The organism is Mesorhizobium sp. B4-1-1 (genome assembly GCF_006439375.1).
Taxonomy (GTDB): Bacteria; Pseudomonadota; Alphaproteobacteria; order Rhizobiales; family Rhizobiaceae; genus Mesorhizobium.
In genome coordinates, this window is record NZ_VFTH01000014.1 from 146,446 (window position 1) to 162,350 (window position 15,905).

At 63.4% G+C, this 15,905-nt stretch carries 20 protein-coding genes; 6 read left to right on the top strand and 14 right to left on the bottom strand.

Translation table 11 applies throughout. The annotated features are described in order from the left end of the window. Positions 1–20: 20 nt before the first annotated feature. Positions 21–494, top strand: a complete 474-nt coding sequence (locus tag FJW10_RS20200; protein WP_140901366.1) for an Lrp/AsnC family transcriptional regulator — start codon at positions 21–23, stop codon at positions 492–494. A 73-nt stretch (positions 495–567) separates the two neighbouring features. On the opposite strand, the gene FJW10_RS20205 is transcribed toward FJW10_RS20200, so the two are convergent. Further along, positions 568–1,068: a hypothetical protein gene (locus tag FJW10_RS20205; protein WP_140901367.1), complete on the bottom strand. Its 501-nt coding sequence runs from the start codon at positions 1,066–1,068 to the stop codon at positions 568–570. A 150-nt stretch (positions 1,069–1,218) separates the two neighbouring features. Next, positions 1,219–1,545: a DUF1330 domain-containing protein gene (locus FJW10_RS20210; RefSeq protein WP_140835944.1), complete on the bottom strand. Its 327-nt coding sequence runs from the start codon at positions 1,543–1,545 to the stop codon at positions 1,219–1,221. A gap of 176 nt (positions 1,546–1,721) precedes the next feature. Here FJW10_RS20210 and FJW10_RS20215 point away from each other — a divergent pair, with 176 nt between their 5' ends. Next, complete coding sequence (locus tag FJW10_RS20215) at positions 1,722–2,414, top strand: helix-turn-helix domain-containing protein (protein WP_140785385.1); 693 nt, start codon at positions 1,722–1,724, stop codon at positions 2,412–2,414. A 32-nt stretch (positions 2,415–2,446) separates the two neighbouring features. Here the strand turns inward: FJW10_RS20215 and FJW10_RS20220 are convergent, their stop codons facing one another. The 6 genes from FJW10_RS20220 to FJW10_RS20245 form a co-directional block, all read right to left on the bottom strand. Next, positions 2,447–3,430, bottom strand: coding sequence for a branched-chain amino acid ABC transporter permease (locus tag FJW10_RS20220; protein ID WP_140835945.1), 984 nt, complete (start codon positions 3,428–3,430; stop codon positions 2,447–2,449). A gap of 1 nt (position 3,431) precedes the next feature. After that, the gene (locus FJW10_RS20225; protein ID WP_140901368.1) at positions 3,432–4,319 is read right to left on the bottom strand and encodes a branched-chain amino acid ABC transporter permease; all 888 of its coding nucleotides are present in this window, start codon (positions 4,317–4,319) and stop codon (positions 3,432–3,434) included. Between the two features lie 7 nt (positions 4,320–4,326). Beyond that, positions 4,327–5,031 carry an ABC transporter ATP-binding protein gene (locus FJW10_RS20230; protein ID WP_140901369.1) on the bottom strand — a complete coding sequence of 235 codons (705 nt, stop codon included), beginning with the start codon at positions 5,029–5,031 and terminating at the stop codon, positions 4,327–4,329. Continuing rightward, positions 5,028–5,792, bottom strand: coding sequence for an ABC transporter ATP-binding protein (locus FJW10_RS20235; protein ID WP_140901389.1), 765 nt, complete (start codon positions 5,790–5,792; stop codon positions 5,028–5,030). The genes FJW10_RS20230 and FJW10_RS20235 overlap by 4 nt, the downstream gene beginning before the upstream one ends. Positions 5,793–5,836: 44 nt before the next feature. After that, positions 5,837–7,045 carry an ABC transporter substrate-binding protein gene (locus FJW10_RS20240; RefSeq protein ID WP_140901370.1) on the bottom strand — a complete coding sequence of 403 codons (1,209 nt, stop codon included), beginning with the start codon at positions 7,043–7,045 and terminating at the stop codon, positions 5,837–5,839. A gap of 289 nt (positions 7,046–7,334) precedes the next feature. Beyond that, positions 7,335–7,511: a hypothetical protein gene (locus FJW10_RS20245; protein WP_210239811.1), complete on the bottom strand. Its 177-nt coding sequence runs from the start codon at positions 7,509–7,511 to the stop codon at positions 7,335–7,337. Between the two features lie 164 nt (positions 7,512–7,675). Here FJW10_RS20245 and FJW10_RS20250 point away from each other — a divergent pair, with 164 nt between their 5' ends. Continuing rightward, complete coding sequence (locus FJW10_RS20250; RefSeq protein WP_140835949.1) at positions 7,676–8,005, top strand: hypothetical protein; 330 nt, start codon at positions 7,676–7,678, stop codon at positions 8,003–8,005. A 115-nt stretch (positions 8,006–8,120) separates the two neighbouring features. Here FJW10_RS20250 and FJW10_RS20255 read toward each other — a convergent pair whose 3' ends face one another. After that, positions 8,121–8,723, bottom strand: a complete 603-nt coding sequence (locus tag FJW10_RS20255; RefSeq protein ID WP_140901390.1) for a YdeI/OmpD-associated family protein — start codon at positions 8,721–8,723, stop codon at positions 8,121–8,123. 149 nt (positions 8,724–8,872) lie between these two features. On the opposite strand from FJW10_RS20255, the gene FJW10_RS20260 reads away from it, so the two are divergent. Then, positions 8,873–9,217 carry a VOC family protein gene (locus FJW10_RS20260; protein WP_140835951.1) on the top strand — a complete coding sequence of 115 codons (345 nt, stop codon included), beginning with the start codon at positions 8,873–8,875 and terminating at the stop codon, positions 9,215–9,217. A gap of 12 nt (positions 9,218–9,229) precedes the next feature. Here FJW10_RS20260 and FJW10_RS20265 read toward each other — a convergent pair whose 3' ends face one another. Continuing rightward, positions 9,230–10,132, bottom strand: a complete 903-nt coding sequence (locus FJW10_RS20265) for a S1C family serine protease (RefSeq protein WP_140901371.1) — start codon at positions 10,130–10,132, stop codon at positions 9,230–9,232. A gap of 337 nt (positions 10,133–10,469) precedes the next feature. Between FJW10_RS20265 and yghU the strand changes: the two genes are divergently transcribed. Next, the gene (gene yghU / locus FJW10_RS20270; protein WP_140901372.1) at positions 10,470–11,339 is read left to right on the top strand and encodes a glutathione-dependent disulfide-bond oxidoreductase; all 870 of its coding nucleotides are present in this window, start codon (positions 10,470–10,472) and stop codon (positions 11,337–11,339) included. A 59-nt stretch (positions 11,340–11,398) separates the two neighbouring features. On the opposite strand, the gene FJW10_RS20275 is transcribed toward yghU, so the two are convergent. Both FJW10_RS20275 and FJW10_RS20280 read right to left on the bottom strand, forming a co-directional pair. After that, positions 11,399–11,947 carry a YbhB/YbcL family Raf kinase inhibitor-like protein gene (locus FJW10_RS20275; protein WP_140901373.1) on the bottom strand — a complete coding sequence of 183 codons (549 nt, stop codon included), beginning with the start codon at positions 11,945–11,947 and terminating at the stop codon, positions 11,399–11,401. Positions 11,948–12,160: 213 nt separating this feature from the next. Beyond that, complete coding sequence (locus FJW10_RS20280) at positions 12,161–13,402, bottom strand: PLP-dependent aminotransferase family protein (protein WP_181177609.1); 1,242 nt, start codon at positions 13,400–13,402, stop codon at positions 12,161–12,163. Positions 13,403–13,672: 270 nt separating this feature from the next. Here FJW10_RS20280 and FJW10_RS20285 point away from each other — a divergent pair, with 270 nt between their 5' ends. Continuing rightward, positions 13,673–14,413, top strand: a complete 741-nt coding sequence (locus FJW10_RS20285; RefSeq protein WP_140901375.1) for a sulfotransferase family protein — start codon at positions 13,673–13,675, stop codon at positions 14,411–14,413. Between the two features lie 40 nt (positions 14,414–14,453). On the opposite strand, the gene FJW10_RS20290 is transcribed toward FJW10_RS20285, so the two are convergent. Together FJW10_RS20290 and FJW10_RS20300 are read right to left on the bottom strand one after the other, a co-directional pair. Beyond that, entirely contained in the window at positions 14,454–14,612 is a 159-nt protein-coding gene (locus FJW10_RS20290) for a DUF1127 domain-containing protein (RefSeq protein ID WP_140901376.1), read from the bottom strand. 464 nt (positions 14,613–15,076) lie between these two features. After that, positions 15,077–15,739: an outer membrane protein gene (locus FJW10_RS20300; RefSeq protein ID WP_140901377.1), complete on the bottom strand. Its 663-nt coding sequence runs from the start codon at positions 15,737–15,739 to the stop codon at positions 15,077–15,079. Positions 15,740–15,905 lie beyond the last annotated feature (166 nt).

The window sequence follows — 15,905 nt, forward strand, 5'->3', positions numbered from 1 at the left end:
GTTTCGTCTGGAACGCTGCCATGCCTGTTTTGCCCGACCTCGACGCCTTCGACCGCGCCATTCTCGCCATCCTGCAGAAGGACAACACCACGCCGCAGCGCGCGATCGGCGAAGCAGTGAACCTCTCGGCGCCGGCCGTGCAGCGGCGCATCAAGCGCATGGAGGAGACCGGTGTCATCCGCGCCAATGTCGCGCTGGTCGATCCGGCCAAGGTCGGCCATCCGATCACCATCTTCGTCGAGCTCGAGGTGGAGAGCGAGCGCGCCGAGCTGATCGATGCCGCCAAGCGCGGCTTTGCCGAAGTGCCCGAGGTGCAGCAATGCTATTACGTCACCGGCGAGGCCGATTTCATCCTCGTCGTCACCGTGGCGACGATGGCCGACTACGAAGCGCTGACCCGGCGGCTGTTCTTCGAGAACAACAATGTGAAACGGTTCCGGACGTTTGTCGCGATGGATCGGGTGAAGGTAGGGTTGGAAGTGCCGGTGGAGTGAGGCGCCAAAGCTGCCGACCTCCCCAACAAGGGGGAGATCGGCTGTCGTCCTGGCTTTCGCCGATCTCCAGCGTCTACTGGGTCGGCGACGCCGCGTGTTCGCACGACACTTTCGGGTTCATGTCGGCAAAGGTGCCGGTCGGGTTGCCCTTCCAGGCCCAGACATGCAGTTCGTAGAACTCGCCCAGACCGTAGCGATTGGGCGCGCTGTTGAAGTTGAACAGCTGGCCGTCGAGCGACGCCGGTCCCTTCGAGGTGATGTATTCGACCGTCACCAGCTTCAGCGCGCCGTCGGCCATCGGCTCGTACATGACCGCTTCCGGACGGGCGATATCGATCTTGTCGTCCTTCAGATACTCGCCGTTGACGTAGTGGATGCCCATGGCGCCGCCGGTGACGCCGCTGGCGCAAGGAATGGGCGCATAGCCCTCGGCCGTAGCGGCCTTGACGTCGAGAAACCGGCTGTTGGCCGCTCGCACCTTGTCGGCCAGCGGGCTGGCGCCGGACACGGACGCAGCTGCGTCCTGATGCGCCTGGGCGAAGGTCGTAAAGGCCGTCAGCGCGGCCGCTGCCATGAGAAGCCTGTTACAAAAGTGTGGTGTCATTTTCGTTCCGTTCTTCCTGAAAAGCACGGCTGGCCGGCCGCCGACAATACGGCGGCGCGACAGGCAAGCGCCGTAGCTGTTTGTGCTTGATGATCCCGGATTGGATGCGGCGGCTGCCGATCATCCCTTCGGCAGGTACGAAATCGTTCCGGCCAGGTCGGTGTTGTCGATCAGCTGGAAGCGGCTGTCGCTGCCGCCCTGGCGGGCCGACACGAAGGGGGCGTAGGCCGGATCGCTGGTGAAGGCGTGCGCCGCCGCTTCCGACGGGAAGGCCATCAGGGCGATCAGCGTCGTGTCGAGCGGCTTGCCCTCGAGCGTCTTCACATTGCCGCTGCGCGCCAGATATCTGCCGCCGTGCTTGTGAACGAGGTCGTGCACGGTCGCGGCGTAGTCCGGTATCCATTTCGGATCTTTCACCTTGATATCCGCGATAAGGTAAGCAGTCATGGTCAGTCTCCTGGTTGCTGCGCACAGGGTATCCCGTGCGTCGGCCAAAACGGCTCGCACGGCAGGGCTCGCGCCAACCAGTCCGCGATCTGTACCGGGCCGGTACAGTTTCTGTACTCGCCGCTTCATTCATGAACGTCTAATGTTCCACCCAACTTCGAGGGAGGACACAGATCATGGCCCAGCACGGATACAAGCAGTTCTGCCCGCTATCGATGGCCGCCGAGGTGCTGTGCACCCGCTGGACGATGGTGCTGATGCGCGAGCTGGTGGCAGGCTCGACCCGCTTCAACGACCTGCGCCGTGGCGTGCCGAAAATGTCGCCGACCCTTCTGTCACAACGGCTGAAGGAGTTGGAGCTGGCGGGGATCGTGGAGCGCCGGGAAGTCCCCGGCGAGAAGGGTATCTTCGACTATCGGTTGACCGAGGCGGGACGCGATTTGCGCCCGGTCGTCGAGGCAATGGGCTTTTGGGGACAGAAATGGGTCGAGTCGCGGCTGTCGTTGAAGAACCTCGATCCGTCCCTGCTGATGTGGGATATGCGGCGTAATCTGAACCCCTCGCCGCTGCCCGAGGGAAGAACCGTGATACAATTTCTGTATCAGGATCTCCCGGCTTCGAAACGCTCGTGGTGGCTGATCGTCGAGAAGCACGGCGAGGTCGATCTTTGCTGGTACGATCCGGGCTTCGAGGTCGACCTCTACGTGTCGACCGATCTCCATACGATGACCGCAATCTGGATGGGCCTGCTGACCGTCGAGACGGCCGGCGTGAAGGTCGTCCTGACCGGCGACAAGGCCATCGGCAGGAAGATGCAAACCTGGCTCGGGCTCAGTCCATTTGCGGTCGAACCGAAGCGCGCGGCCTAATTCCTGACGTCGCCAGTTGATCGCTCATGGCATCAATGCGTGTCGCTGCCGGCTTCGGCGCGCCCCAGCCATCTTGCATAAATCTCCCCGACAATCCCGCGCCTAAAGATCAGCACGCAGATCATGAAGATCAGCCCGGTGGCGATGGTCACCGGGAAGCCGGAGGTGGCAAGCGTATTCTCCAGGCCGACGACAAGGCCGGCGCCGGCCACCGGACCGACCATGGTGCCGATGCCGCCGAGCAGCGTCATCAGGATCACCTCGCCCGACATCTGCCAGGTGACGTCGGTGAGGGTCGCGAACTGGAAGACGATCGCCTTGGTCGCGCCGGCGAAGCCGGCAAGGGCCGCCGACATGACGAAGGCGGCGAGCTTGTAGCGGCCGACGGAATAGCCGAGCGAAATGGCGCGGTTCTCGTTCTCTCTTATCGAGCGCAGGATCATGCCGAAGGGCGAATTGACGATGCGCCAGATGGCGAAGACGCCGATCAGGAAGACGGCAAGCACGAAGAAATACATGTTCATGGTGACGTTGAGGTCGACGACGCCGAAGAGGTGGCCGCGAGGCACGCCCTGGATGCCGTCCTCGCCCTCGGTGAAGGGCGCCTGGACGCAGAAGAAATAAAACATCTGCGCCAGCGCAAGGGTGATCATCGAGAAATAGATGCCCTGCCTTCGGATGGCGAGGAAGCCCATGACGAGACCCATGCCTGCGGCACCCGCGGTGCCGAGCAGGATGGCTGCCTCCGGCGGCCAGCCCCAGGCTTTCACCGCGTAGGCGCAGAAATAGGCCGCACCGCCGAAGAAGGCGGCGTGGCCGAAGGAGAGCAGGCCGGTGTAGCCGAGCAAGAGGTTGAAGGCGCAGGCGAACAAGGCGAAGCAGAGCATCTTCATGACGAAGATCGGATAGACGAAGAAGGGCGCGGCGATCAGCGCCACGATGCCCAGCGCGATCAGTGCCCGTTCGAGCCTGAGCGAGGTGGCGGCGCGTTCTGCGTGAAGGGTCGCCTCGCTCATCTCAGGCATCCCTTCCGAACAGGCCGGCGGGCCTGAGCAGCAATACGATCACCATGATGACGAAGACGACGAGGTTCGAGGCCTCGGGATAGAAAACCTTGGTCAGGCCCTCGGCGAGGCCGAGCATGTAGCCGGTGACGATTGCGCCCAGGATCGAGCCCATGCCGCCGACCACGACGACGGCGAAGACGACGATGATCAGGTCCGAGCCCATCAGCGGGCTGACCTGGTAGACCGGAGCGGCGAGAATGCCGGCGAGCCCCGCAAGGGCCGCGCCCAGCCCGTAGGTGAGCGTGAGCAGCAGCGGCACGTTGACGCCGAAGGCCTGCACCAGTTGCGGGTTCTCGGTGGCGGCGCGCAGGTAGGAGCCGAGCCTCGTCCTTTCGATCAGCAGCCAGGTGCCGATGCAGACGATGAGCGAAGCCACCACCACCCAGCCGCGGTAGTTGGGCAGGAACATGAAGCCTAGATTGGTTCCGCCGGCGAGCAGCGCCGGCACGGCATAGGGATTGCCCGAGACGCCGTAGTAATAGCGGAACACGCCTTCGATCACCAAGGCGAGGCCGAAGGTGAAGAGCAGGCCGTAAAGCGGGTCGAGGCGGTAGAGCCGCGACAAGGCAACGCGCTCGACCGCCATGCCGAACAGGCCGACGATAAGCGGCACAAGGACCAGCGCCGGCCAGTAGCCGATGCCCAGATGCACCAGCAGCAGATAGCCGATGAAGGCACCCAGCATATAGAGCGCGCCATGGGCGAAATTGATGATGCGCAGCAGGCCGAAGATAACAGCGAGGCCGAGGCTGAGCATGGCGTAGAAGGAGCCGTTGATCAGGCCGACAAGCAGCTGTCCGAGCAAGGCCTGGATTGGGATGCCGAAGACCGTCAGCATGGCGCGCTCATACCCCCAGCACCTCGTGCAGCTTGTCGGTGTGCGCGGAAAGCTGCCCGATCGGGAATCCTTCCACCACCTTGCCGTGGTCCATCAGGTAGAAGCGGTCGGCGATGCGGGCGGCGAAGCGGAAGTTCTGTTCCACCAGAAGGATGGTCATGCCGCGCTTCTTCAGCGTCGCCAGCAATTCGCCGATGCGCTGGACGATGACCGGCGCCAGGCCTTCGGTCGGCTCGTCGAGCAAAAGCATCTCGACGCCGGTGCGCAGGATGCGTGCAATCGCCAGCATCTGCTGTTCGCCGCCGGACAATTTTGTCCCTTGGCTGTCGCGGCGTTCCTTGAGGTTCGGGAAGAGCTCGAAGATTTCTTCCACGCTCATGCCGCCCTTGGCCACGACCGGCGGCAGGATCAGGTTCTCGTCAACGGTAAGGGTGGCGAAGATGCCGCGCTCTTCCGGCACGAAGCCGATGCCCTGATGCGCGACGCGGTGAAGCGGCAGGCCGATCAGGTCCTTGCCGTTGAAGGTGACGGAGCCGGTGCGCTTGCGGATCAGGCCCATGATGGCGCGCAACGTCGTCGTCTTGCCGACGCCGTTGCGGCCGAGCAACGTGACGGTCTCGCCGCGCCTGACATCGAGGTCGACGCCGTGCAGCGCATGACCTTCGCCATACCAGGCGTGGAGGTCGCGCACGGCAAGCAGCGGCTCACTCATGCCCCGCCCTCTTCGTGCGCTGTCCCCATGTAAGCGACGCGCACGCGCTCGTCCTGGCTGACGGTGGCGTAGTCGCCGGCCGCCAGCACCTGGCCGCGCTGCATGACGGTTATCCAGTCGCAGAGGTCGGCAACCACGGTGAGATTGTGCTCGACCATCAACACGGCGCAGTCCTTCGCCAACGAGCGGATGATGCCGGAGATCATGCCGACATCCTCATGTCCCATGCCGGCCATCGGCTCGTCGAGCAGAAGCACTTTCGGGTCGAGCGCCAGCGTGGTCGCGATCTCCAGCACGCGCTTGCGGCCGTAGGAAAGATCGCCGGCGAGCCTATACGCCGCGTCGTCAAGACCTACGATGGCGAGCAGCTCGCTCGCCCTTGGCGTGAGCTGATCCAGTGCGGCGACCGGGCGCCAGAACTGGTAGCCGAGCCCGCCCGGACGCTGCAGCGCCACGCGCACATTGTCGAGCACGGAGAGATGCGGAAAGATCGCCGATATCTGGAAGGAACGGACGAGGCCCATGCGCGCCACTTTAGCCGGCGACGTGCGGGTGATGTCGGTGCCGAGCAATTCGATCCTGCCGCTGGTCGGCTGCAGGAATTTGGTCAACAGGTTGAAGATCGTGGTCTTGCCGGCGCCGTTCGGGCCGATCAGCGCATGGATTTTTGCATGATGGACGTCGAGGTCGACATCCTTCACCGCGACGAAGCCGGCGAAGTCGCGCCTGAGGCCGCGGGCGGAAAGCACCACCCGCGGCATCTGATCCGCGCTGTCCGGCCGGACGGCGGTAGCGGTGTCGAGCGTCACTTGGTGACGAGCGGGCAGCCGCTGTCTTCGGCCTTCATGAAGGCCTTGTCGCCCGGAATGGTCGCCAGATAGGTGTAGTAGTCCCAGTCCTTCTTAGACTCTTCCGGCTTCTTGACCTGGTAGAGATACATGTCGTGCACCATGGAGCCGTCGGCCTGCACCTTGCCATTGGCGGTGAAGACGTCGTTGACCGGCATTTCATGCAGTTCCTTGGCCACCGCCTCGGTCTCGTCGGTGCCGGCCTTGTCGATGGCCTTCAGATACTGCGTCACCGCCGAGTAGGTGCCGGCCTGGATCATGTTCGGCATGCGGTTGGTGCGCTTGAAGAAGCGTTGGGCGAATTCGCGGCTCTTGTCGTCGCGGTCCCAGTAAAAGCCTTCGGTCAGCACCACGCCCTGCGCCGCCTGCAGGCCGAGCCCATGCACTTCGGCGAGCGTGAAGAGAAGTGCCGCCAGCCGCTGGCCGCCGGCGACGATGCCGAATTCGGCCGCCTGCTTGATCGAATTGGAAGTGTCGAGGCCGGCATTGGCCAAGCCCACGATCTTGGCACCTGAAGACTGCGCCTGCAAAAGGAAGGAGGAATAGTCGGTGGAGCCGAGCGGATAGCGCACCTCGCCCAGCACCTTGCCGCCGCTGGCTTCGACGAGCTTGGCGGTCTGGTCCTTCAGCGAATAGCCGAAGGCGTAGTCGACGGTGATGAAGTACCAGCTGTCGCCGCCTTGCTTGACGAGCTCGCCGCCTGTGCCAACGGCCTGCGAATGGGTGTCATAGGCCCAGTGGAAACCGTAGGGCGAGCACTGCTTGCCGGTGAGGTCGGTGGCGGCAGCACCCGTGACGATGTCGATCTTCTTCTTTTCCTTGGAAAGCCCCTGGACGGCCAAGGCCACGGAGGACGTCGTGAGCTCCATGATCGCGTCGACCTGCTCGGTGTCGTACCACTGGCGCGCGATGTTGGAGGCGATGTCGGGCTTGTTCTGATGGTCGGCGCTGACGATCTCGATCGGCGCGCCCTGCACCTTGCCGCCGAAATCCTCGACCGCCATCTTGGCGGCCTCGACCGACCACTTGCCGCCGAAATCGGCATAGACACCCGACTGGTCGTTGAGGATGCCGATCTTGACCTTGCCGTCGGAGATTTCGCCAGCCGCCGCCGGCATGGCGGATGCCGCAAAGAGCGCGGCCGAGACGAGATAGGATGCTTTCACTGGTGGTTCCTCCCTTGTGGCCAACCACGGAAACGCGGCTGCCTCGCGATGGTTCAACAGTTCCTTCGGATTTTGGATTGGAGCCTCGATCCCGCCTTGCCGCTCCTCCTCTCGCGGGCCCTCCTGTTTTGCGGACTGGGCCGCGGCGTGCCTGGGTGCACGGGCACGAGCCTAGCACCACCTTTCACAGGCCGAGAATGCTATTTTCGTAGCATGGCGTTGGGTCACGGCAGCGTGACCTTCCGGCAGCCTCAACCGAGGCCGAGCAACGCCCTCACCCCGCGTCCGCTCATGTTGCTGTCGAAGACCTGCCGGGGTCGAAACGCTTGGCTTCGGACAGCGTGCCGACGACGACCGGGTCGAAGCCGGCGTCCGTCACCAGCCGCTCCGCAAGCGCCAGCGCTCCGGCATCGTCGCCGATGCGGTCGCCGGCGCGATGCGCCTCGTTGCCCAGCGTCGTCCACATCACCGTCGAGAAGGCGCGCCAGTTTTACCGGACACAATCCAGAAACAAGATTCAACAGTCGGGAAAAACTCGCGAAAAGAGCGCCTGTCATAAGCGGCAGCGGAGCAGCCGATGATTTGCGGCGCGCGACACAGGACATTGTTCTTAACCAAGGAATGCCGATTATGAAAAAGACCGTTCTTTCCGCGCTCGGCCTTGCCGTCGCGCTCGCTTTCGCGGTGCCTGCGCTGGGCACCACCGAAGCCAACGCCGCCGCGACGACCACCACCACCACGACTGCTCCGGCCGCGACCACTGAAGCCGCGAAGCCGGCAGCGACCGATGCCGCCAAGCCGGCCAGCAATGGCCCGCACAAGAAGCATCACCGTCATCATGCCCGCAAGCATCATCACGTGAAGAAGCACTCGAAGCATCACGCCAAGAAGCATCACGTGAAGAAGCATCACGTGCGCAAGCACCATGTGAAGAAGCATGTTGCGAAGAAGGCCGCATAAGGCCTGACGCGTTTCGAACTTCATGACCGGATGATCCGGGACCGCTTGCAAAGGGTTCAGGATCATCGCTTCCCGAAAACGCCGCCCTCCTTCCGGGCGGCGTTTTTGTTTGCGTCTACGGCTTCTTCTTCTGCGGGTGGATCATCTCGCCGCGCTTCAGCATCGCCACCAGATCGGCGATCTTCTTCTTTCGGCCCGCCTCGGTCTTCATGTTGTGGGTGCGAAAAGCGAGTGCGAAGCGGTTCTGCGCCGAAAGCTTTTCCAGCATCGCTTTCGCCTTCGGCTCGGCATCGATCGCTGCCTGCAGGTCGGGCGGGATTGTCATCTCCTTCGACCCGCCATAGGCCCGCTCCCAGCGGCCGTCGGCCTTGGCCGCCTCGACCTCGCGCAAGCCGTGGCTGGTCATGCGGCCCGCCTCGATCAGGCGCGCGACATTGTCGATGTTGATCTTGCTCCAGATGCTCTTCCTGCCGCGCGGGGTGTAGCGCTGCAGGAAACTCTTCTCGTCGAGCGACTTGCGCACCGCGTCGATCCAGCCGAAGCAGAGCACGACGTCGATCGCCTCCTTCGGCGTGATCGACGCCAGCCCCGACCCGACCTTGTGGACCTTGATCCAGACCTCGCTTTCGCAGGCGTGGTTGTCGGCCAGCCAGGCATGGAAGCTTTCGGCATCGGGGAACTCGCGCACCTTGTCCGGGTCGACCTTGATCGGAGCCATCGTCACCTCGTCTTTCGTCGCCACCAGTGTGGACGATTCCGCAGCGGTTGTAGCGACGGCTGGTGCCAGTTTCTGTCGGCAGTGACGCTTTTCGGAACGCACCGGCTCGGCGCCGCGTTCCTGCCTAATCCAAACCGAGGAAGCGCCAAATGGGTATCGAGACGATCTTCGCCCACGTCAGTTGTTCCAATCTGGAAGCCAGCGTGAAGTGGTACCAAAAACTGTTCGGCAAGGCCCCTGCCCGCCGACCGATGGCTGGGCTGGTGGAATGGCAGTTCACCGACAGCGCGGAAGTGCAACTCTTCGAGGACAAGGACAAGGCGGGCACAAGCACGCTGACCATCGGAGTGTTGCCACTCGAACCGGAGCGCAAACGCCTGACCGATGCCGGCCTGAATCCGGGCCCGGTCGAGGATGCGAAGGACTTCTACATTATGCGCATGCGCGACCCCGACAACAACCTCGTCGTTCTCGCCAGCGCGCGGCTGAACTGAAGCGCTTCAAGCCTACTGCAGCTGCGGCTTCTTCAGGAAGGAATTGCGGTCGGCGGATTTGACGCGCAGCCAGGTCTCGCGGCCGTCGCGCACGACGCGCAGCGGAATTTCAGCGCCAGCCGGGTTCTGCCAGAGTTTTCTGTAGAAATCGGCCAGGCCGTCGACTTCGCCGTCGCGCACGTCGGAGATGATATCGCCCTGGCGCAGGCCGGCCTGGGCGGCCGGGCCGCCTTCGGCCACACTCATCACCACCACCATGCCGTTCGACTCGGCCGAGAAGGCGCCGAGCCACGGACGCGGCGCCTTGGCCGCCTGGCCGCGCTTGATAAGATCGTCGAGAATCGGCGTCAGAAGATCGATCGGCACGACCATGTTGATGTCGGCCACCTCGCCGGCGCGGCTCATCTGCAGGCGCAGCGATCCGACGCCGAGCAGCTTGCCGTTGCGATCGAACAACGCGGCCCCGCCCCAGGACGGGTGGGCGGGCGCAATGAAGATCGCCTCGTCGATCAGATACTCCCAGTAGCCGGCGAATTCCTGCTTGGTGACGATGTGAGCGTCGACCTGCTGGCCGATGCCGTCGGCGAGCGTCACGGCATCGCCGATATTGGTCTTCCTGGCATTGCCGAACTGCACAGCCGGAAGGTTGAGCGGCGACAGCGCCTGAACAAGGCCGAAGCCGGTTTCCTGGTCATAGGCAAGCGCGTGCGCGGCGACCACGCGGCCGTCCTGGTCGGTCAGCCACACTTCCTCGGCCTCGGTGATGAGATAGCCGATGGTGAGCACCAGGCCATTGTCGCGGATCACCACCCCGCTGCCTTCGCGGCGCGTGCCCAGCGCATTGGCGGTGAAAGCGTCGTCCGGCACCGTGACGCGCACGGCGACGACGGAGCGCGAAATTCTCTCGATGGTCATCGATCCATCCTGCATTGCGGGGTCTTTGCCTATAAGTATGGCCGAAGGAGCGCGGCGCAAGGGCGGATTTCCCCCTTGCCCCTTGGAGAGGGTGTCGCCGAAGGCGGCTGATGAGGGGCTCTAGAGAGCACAGACGCCGCGCTCTGCTGGAAACGCCCTTCATTTGTCTCGGCGCCCCGCGCCGACCCATTTCCACAAGGGGAGAAGGGAAAGGCGCTGGCACAGCGCAAGTTCAACGAAGATTGAACTTTTTTCTTTGACGCGCGCGGAACCGCACCTAAGTCTAGCGGCATCCGTGGCGGACTTCCCGCCGCTTACGAAACACAGGGCCGCCAACATGGACGAATACACCCCACCGAAAGTCTGGACCTGGAACAAGCCCAATGGTGGTCAGTTCGCCTCGATCAACCGGCCGATCGCAGGCCCGACGCATGAGAAGGAACTGCCGGTCGGCAAGCACCCGCTGCAGCTCTATTCACTGGCCACGCCCAACGGCCAGAAGGTTACGATCATGCTGGAGGAGTTGCTGGCGCTCGGCCACAAGGGCGCAGAGTATGATGCCTGGCTGATCAAGATCGGCGACGGCGACCAGTTCGGCAGCGGATTCGTCGGGGTCAACCCGAACTCGAAGATCCCGGCGCTGATGGACCGCAGCGAGCCGAAGCCGGTGCGCGTGTTCGAATCCGGCTCGATCCTCACCTATCTCGCGGAAAAATTCGGCGCGTTCCTGCCGACCGAGCGCGCGGCGCGGGCAGAGACCTTTTCGTGGCTGTTCTGGCAGATGGGCTCGGCGCCCTATCTCGGCGGCGGCTTCGGCCATTTCTACGCCTATGCGCCGCACAAGATCGAATATGCGATCGACCGCTTCGCCATGGAGACCAAGCGGCAGATGGACGTGCTCGACCGCCGGCTGGCCGAGAGCGAGTATCTTGCCGGCCCGGACTACACCATCGCCGACATGGCAGTGTGGCCCTGGTATGGCGGGCTAGCCAAGGGCCGCAGCTACAACGACGCCGCGCAGTTCCTCTCGGTGCATGAATACGAGAACGTGCAGCGCTGGGCCGACGCGATCGACGCCAGGCCGGCGGTAAGCCGCGGCCGCATGGTCAACCGCATGTCCGGCGATCCGGCCTTCCAGTTGCGCGAGCGCCATGACGCCAGCGACTTCGAGACGAAGACGCAGGATAAGCTGGAGGCGGCGGAGTGAGGCGTTGAAGCTGCCGATCTCCCGCCTCGTGAGGGAGATTGGCTATCGCCAGCGCCCTGCTACCTTCCATACGTATACGTCACCGTCGCCACGCCGAGCGCGGAGCTCTTGGCGGCGACCGAGACCATGTCCGGTAACGGATTGTCCGGCGTGCGCAGCGTCCTTTCGCCCAGCGCATAGAGCGTGAAGACATAGTGATGCTGGCCGCTGCCCGGCGGCGGGCATGGGCCGAAATAGCCGGCGCGGTCGACGCCGCCCTTGCCGAGCACCGCCCCCTTGGGCATGCGCTTGCCGCCCTGCGCGCCGGCGCCTTCTTTCAGACCCTTGGCGCTCGCCGGGATGTTCCAGGCCAGCCAGTGCCAGAAACCCTTGCCGCCATTGGCGTCGGTGTCGAACATGGTCAGCGCGTAACTCTTGGTGCCGGCGGGCGGATCCTTCCAGGCAAGGGCGATCGAGACGCTTTGCCCACCGCAGCCGGCCTTGTCGCCGAGATATTTCGCGTCCCATTTGCCGTCCGAAACCGACGGGCTGGAGATCTCGAAGGCCGCCGCATGGCCGGCGGAGGCGACAAGGACAAGCATGGTGAAGCCGAGACGCAAGGTTGTCATTTGATCCTCCCTGGAGAACGCAGCGTAGCGGAAAAGCGGCCCGAAAAAGGGCAAGCTGCCGCGACCGGCCTGCCTGGACGACGAAAAAGCCCCGCCGGTGGAGGCCGTCGGGGCTCTTCGTTCGGACCATGGAGGTGGGACCCCAAGGTCAGGTCGATCCAGGGGGTGTTGGATCGGTCGCGACACTAGCCGAGGAATCGGCCGCGCGGACAATCACGGCTGCGCACTACCAATCACGCCTGCGCGAGAATGAGGTGATAGCCGGCTTACCCCCCGCAGCAGCTTCGCCAGTCTCGGCACGCCTTCGTTCACCGCGCGGTCGTCGGCAAGGGTGAACGACATGCGCAGCGTGTTGCGGCCGGTGCCGTCGGCGTAGAAGGCGTTGCCCGGCACGAAGGCGACGCGCGCCTCCTTGACCGAGCGCGCCAAAAGCTCGGTGGCGTCAGCGCCATCCGGCAGCGTCAGCCAGACGAACATGCCGCCGTCCGGGCGGCTCCAGGTAATGCCGTCGGGCATGTTGGCTTCCAGCGCGGAAAGCAGCGCGTCGCGGCGCTTGCGGTAGGCGTCGATCAGCTTGTCCACCTGGGCGTCGAAGATGGTCTCGGCGACGCGGTGCATGACCATCTGGTTGATCGAGGGGCTGTGGAGGTCGGAAGCCTGCTTCATCAGCACCAGCTTCTCCACCACATGGCGCGGCGCGCACACCCAGCCGACACGCATGCCGGGCGACAGGATTTTCGAGAAGGAGCCGCAATAGAGCGTGCGCGCATGATCGATGCCGCCGGAGCGGGCGCAGTCGAGCGCCAGGATCGGCGGCATGCCTTCGCCGTCATAGCGCAACGCGCGGTAGGCCGCGTCCTCGATGACGGCGATGTCGAGCTCGCCGGCGAGGTCGAGCACCGCCTCGCGCTGCTTGGCGTCCAGCGTGTTGCCGGTCGGATTGGCGAAATCCGGCACCAGATAGGCGAACTTCACCTTGCCGCCCCCTTTCGAAAAAACAGAGGGGACGGCCGCCGCGGCGCGATAAGCCTCCGGCGTCATGTTGCCGCCGGCTGTGTTCAGCCGGTCATAACGCGGCTCATAGGCGTTGAAGGCCTGCAGCGCGCCGAGATAGGTCGGCCAGGTAACAAGCGCCGTGTCGCCGGGCGACAGGAACAGCTTGCCGAGATAGTCGAGCGCCTGCTGCGAGCCGGAGGTGATGAAGATGTTGCCCTCGTCGCATTGAACGCCGAGCTTGCCCATATAGGCTGCCAACCATTTGCGCAGCGGCAGGAAACCTTCGCTGACCTGGTACTGCAGCGCGGCCCCCGCCTCCTTGCCGCCCAGCACCGCCTGGTAGGCATCGGCGATGGCTTCGGCCGGAAACAGCGACGGGTCGGGAATGCCGCCGGCGAAGGAGATGATGTCCGGCTGGTCGAGCAACTTCAACAGCTCGCGGATTTCCGAAGCCTTCATGCGCGAGGAGCGCGAGGCCAGAAGGTTCAACAGGGTCAAGGCGCACCTCCCGCAGTGCTTATTTAGGTCAGCTTGGTTGACCTATTATCAGGCCGCGCCTTTCGCGTGAATACACAAAACGGTCATGGCGCATCGTCGAGGCGACATTTGGCCCACAGATTTTCGCAAATGCTAATGGAAAGCCATTGCACGATCGGCCGGCCGCGCGCACGATGATGACCAAAGAACCGGACGTCGAGAGAAAATCAATCCGGACCAAGGGGGACGCGCATGACACTCGAAGTCATCGGGGCCGGTTTCGGCCGCACCGGCACGTGGTCGACTTTCGCCGCGCTGAACCGGCTGGGCTTTCCGAGCTACCACATGCAGGAAGTCATCATCAACAAGGCCAACAAGGGCCACCTCGACTTCTGGCGCAACGTTGCTAACAGCCCGCCGGGCAGCCAGCACGACTGGAACCGGGTCTTTTCCAACTACCGGGCAACCGTCGACAATCCGGGCTGCTGTGTGTGGCGTGAGCTGATGGCCGCTTATCCCGACGCTAAAGTGCTGTTGACGCTGCATCCGCGCGGAGGCGAAGCCTGGTATGACAGCACAATCGACACGATCTATTTCACCGAGAATGTCTGGCAATTCAAAGTGCTGGAATGGCTCACACCCTTCGGCCGCAAGTTCGGCGATATGTCGCGCAAGCTGATCTGGGGCCGAACGCTGAAGGGCGTGATGAACGACCGCGATAAGGCGGTGGCGCGCTACAATTCCTATATCGAAGAGGTGAAGGCGGCGGTGCCGCCGGAGAAGCTTTTGGTGTTCAAGGTCAGCGACGGCTGGGCGCCGCTCTGCGGTTTCCTCGGGGTCGCGCTGCCCAACGAGCCCTTTCCCAATCTCAACGACCGCGCCAGCATCAAGAAGATCATCAACGAGATGATCATGGGATCCTATCTGATGCTTGCCGGCGTTGCGGCCCTGATCGCGCTGGCGGTCGGCGGTTTATGGTGGTGGCTGGGATAGCAACCCCCTATTCGTCTGCCAGTGCCGCAGGCGGCCGCGATCAGAACGGCAACCGGATCTCGTCGAGGTGGTTAGACTGTTCCGGCCAGCCAATGTCCTTTTGGACCTCCGCCGGCAGCTCGTTCAGCTCACGCGTCGTGCGACGGCGCTTGCTGGCCTGCGCAAAGGCGGCGCGGATTCGATTAAGACTTTTGAACATGGAAACCCCCATAAATCAGCGGCGGAAACCGGTGCCGCCTCTTCCCGGTGCCGCTTTTGCGATGCGTCTGTAACCGGTGGATTGCGCGCGAACGGTGAAATGCTTCACGAAACCGGAGGGGCTTGAAACATATGCATGCAAACTAATTTGTGGGATCGACCGTGCGGCGACGCGCCAGTCGCCGGACTGCGTGCCTGCAATGTCGGACGCTTGGTCTTATCGCCCGATGTGTCGATACATGTCCAGCCGAAAGGGAGCGCGCGCTTTACTCCGGCGCCTGCGAATCCGATCCGGCCTGCTGCGCGGTCTGCGCTGAGAGCCGTCCTTTGCGGACGAGCGCCGGCTTGGAATATTCTTTCTTCACGGCAAAGTCCCCAACCTTTCGCGGAAGGGTGCGGCATCGGCACATCGGCTGTCAAGCGAAGGGTTGGCCTTAAGCCGCCACGCGCTTTTCTGGACCTGCCTTAGAATTTGTAGTTGATCTTGCCGACAACGACATTTTGCGTGTCGCGGTTGTCGACGAAGAAGCCTGGCTGCTGGTCGCTTTCACCGGACTTGGAGCCGAAGTCGTAATAGTTCCACTCGACGCCGGCGGTCCAATGATCGGTCAAGGCGTATTCGACGCCCAGACCCGCGGTCCAGCCGACACGCGAGCCACCGCCGAACGATTGCGGAAACAAGTCGACCTCGGCAAATTTATATTTGGTGAAGGCAACGCCCGCGTCGCCATAAATCATGAAGCGGTCGACTGCATAGCCAAGACGGCCGCGCACCGAGCCCAGATAGTCCTGCTTGGTCTCGCAAGTGGTGGCTGGGCTCGCGGCGCACTGATTGTCGCCCTTCACGGTCGAGCCCGAGAAGTCGCCCTCGATGCCGATTACGTACTGGTCGATCTGCCAGTTGTAGCCGATCTGGCCGCCGAAAATGCCGCCGGAGCCATTGGTGTTGAACGTTGGGAAACCGTCGCCCGACCAGCGGCTGTCGTTCCAGCCGCCGCCGGCCTGGCCGCCGACATAGAAGCCGGCCCATGAAAAAGGCATTGTCGCGACGGGCTGCACAAGGTCCGCCGCCAGAACCGGAGAGGTGGCTGCCAAAAAAGCAACCGAACAAAGGAGCGCCAGCTTCATGAATGTCTCCGCATCGATCGACCGCATATGTATGCCACAATTCGGGTCCGCCACGTCATCAAAAGCTTCGGCAAAGGGCTTTTTGGATAGCGCGAGTTGTAGCTCGGCAACAAATTAACGGCTTCTAATCCACCTGGTTTTCGGCCCCACCTTCCCACCCCGCGCC

Bases quoted from the DNA above. Each gene is read 5' to 3' on its own strand.
- FJW10_RS20290 (WP_140901376.1), bottom strand. From the start codon at position 14,612: ATGTTCAAAAGTCTTAATCGAATCCGCGCCGCCTTTGCGCAGGCCAGC.
- FJW10_RS20275 (WP_140901373.1), bottom strand. From the start codon at position 11,947: ATGACAACCTTGCGTCTCGGCTTCACCATGCTTGTCCTTGTCGCCTCC.
- FJW10_RS20280 (WP_181177609.1), bottom strand. From the start codon at position 13,402: ATGAAGGCTTCGGAAATCCGCGAGCTGTTGAAGTTGCTCGACCAGCCG.
- FJW10_RS20205 (WP_140901367.1), bottom strand. From the start codon at position 1,068: ATGGCAGCGGCCGCGCTGACGGCCTTTACGACCTTCGCCCAGGCGCAT.
- FJW10_RS20220 (WP_140835945.1), bottom strand. From the start codon at position 3,430: ATGAGCGAGGCGACCCTTCACGCAGAACGCGCCGCCACCTCGCTCAGG.
- FJW10_RS20200 (WP_140901366.1), top strand. From the start codon at position 21: ATGCCTGTTTTGCCCGACCTCGACGCCTTCGACCGCGCCATTCTCGCC.
- FJW10_RS20250 (WP_140835949.1), top strand. From the start codon at position 7,676: ATGAAAAAGACCGTTCTTTCCGCGCTCGGCCTTGCCGTCGCGCTCGCT.
- FJW10_RS20215 (WP_140785385.1), top strand. From the start codon at position 1,722: ATGGCCCAGCACGGATACAAGCAGTTCTGCCCGCTATCGATGGCCGCC.
- yghU (WP_140901372.1), top strand. From the start codon at position 10,470: ATGGACGAATACACCCCACCGAAAGTCTGGACCTGGAACAAGCCCAAT.
- FJW10_RS20300 (WP_140901377.1), bottom strand. From the start codon at position 15,739: ATGAAGCTGGCGCTCCTTTGTTCGGTTGCTTTTTTGGCAGCCACCTCT.
- FJW10_RS20235 (WP_140901389.1), bottom strand. From the start codon at position 5,792: ATGCCGCGGGTGGTGCTTTCCGCCCGCGGCCTCAGGCGCGACTTCGCC.
- FJW10_RS20260 (WP_140835951.1), top strand. From the start codon at position 8,873: ATGGGTATCGAGACGATCTTCGCCCACGTCAGTTGTTCCAATCTGGAA.
- FJW10_RS20255 (WP_140901390.1), bottom strand. From the start codon at position 8,723: ATGGCTCCGATCAAGGTCGACCCGGACAAGGTGCGCGAGTTCCCCGAT.
- FJW10_RS20265 (WP_140901371.1), bottom strand. From the start codon at position 10,132: ATGACCATCGAGAGAATTTCGCGCTCCGTCGTCGCCGTGCGCGTCACG.
- FJW10_RS20210 (WP_140835944.1), bottom strand. From the start codon at position 1,545: ATGACTGCTTACCTTATCGCGGATATCAAGGTGAAAGATCCGAAATGG.
- FJW10_RS20225 (WP_140901368.1), bottom strand. From the start codon at position 4,319: ATGCTGACGGTCTTCGGCATCCCAATCCAGGCCTTGCTCGGACAGCTG.
- FJW10_RS20245 (WP_210239811.1), bottom strand. From the start codon at position 7,511: ATGTGGACGACGCTGGGCAACGAGGCGCATCGCGCCGGCGACCGCATC.
- FJW10_RS20230 (WP_140901369.1), bottom strand. From the start codon at position 5,031: ATGAGTGAGCCGCTGCTTGCCGTGCGCGACCTCCACGCCTGGTATGGC.
- FJW10_RS20285 (WP_140901375.1), top strand. From the start codon at position 13,673: ATGACACTCGAAGTCATCGGGGCCGGTTTCGGCCGCACCGGCACGTGG.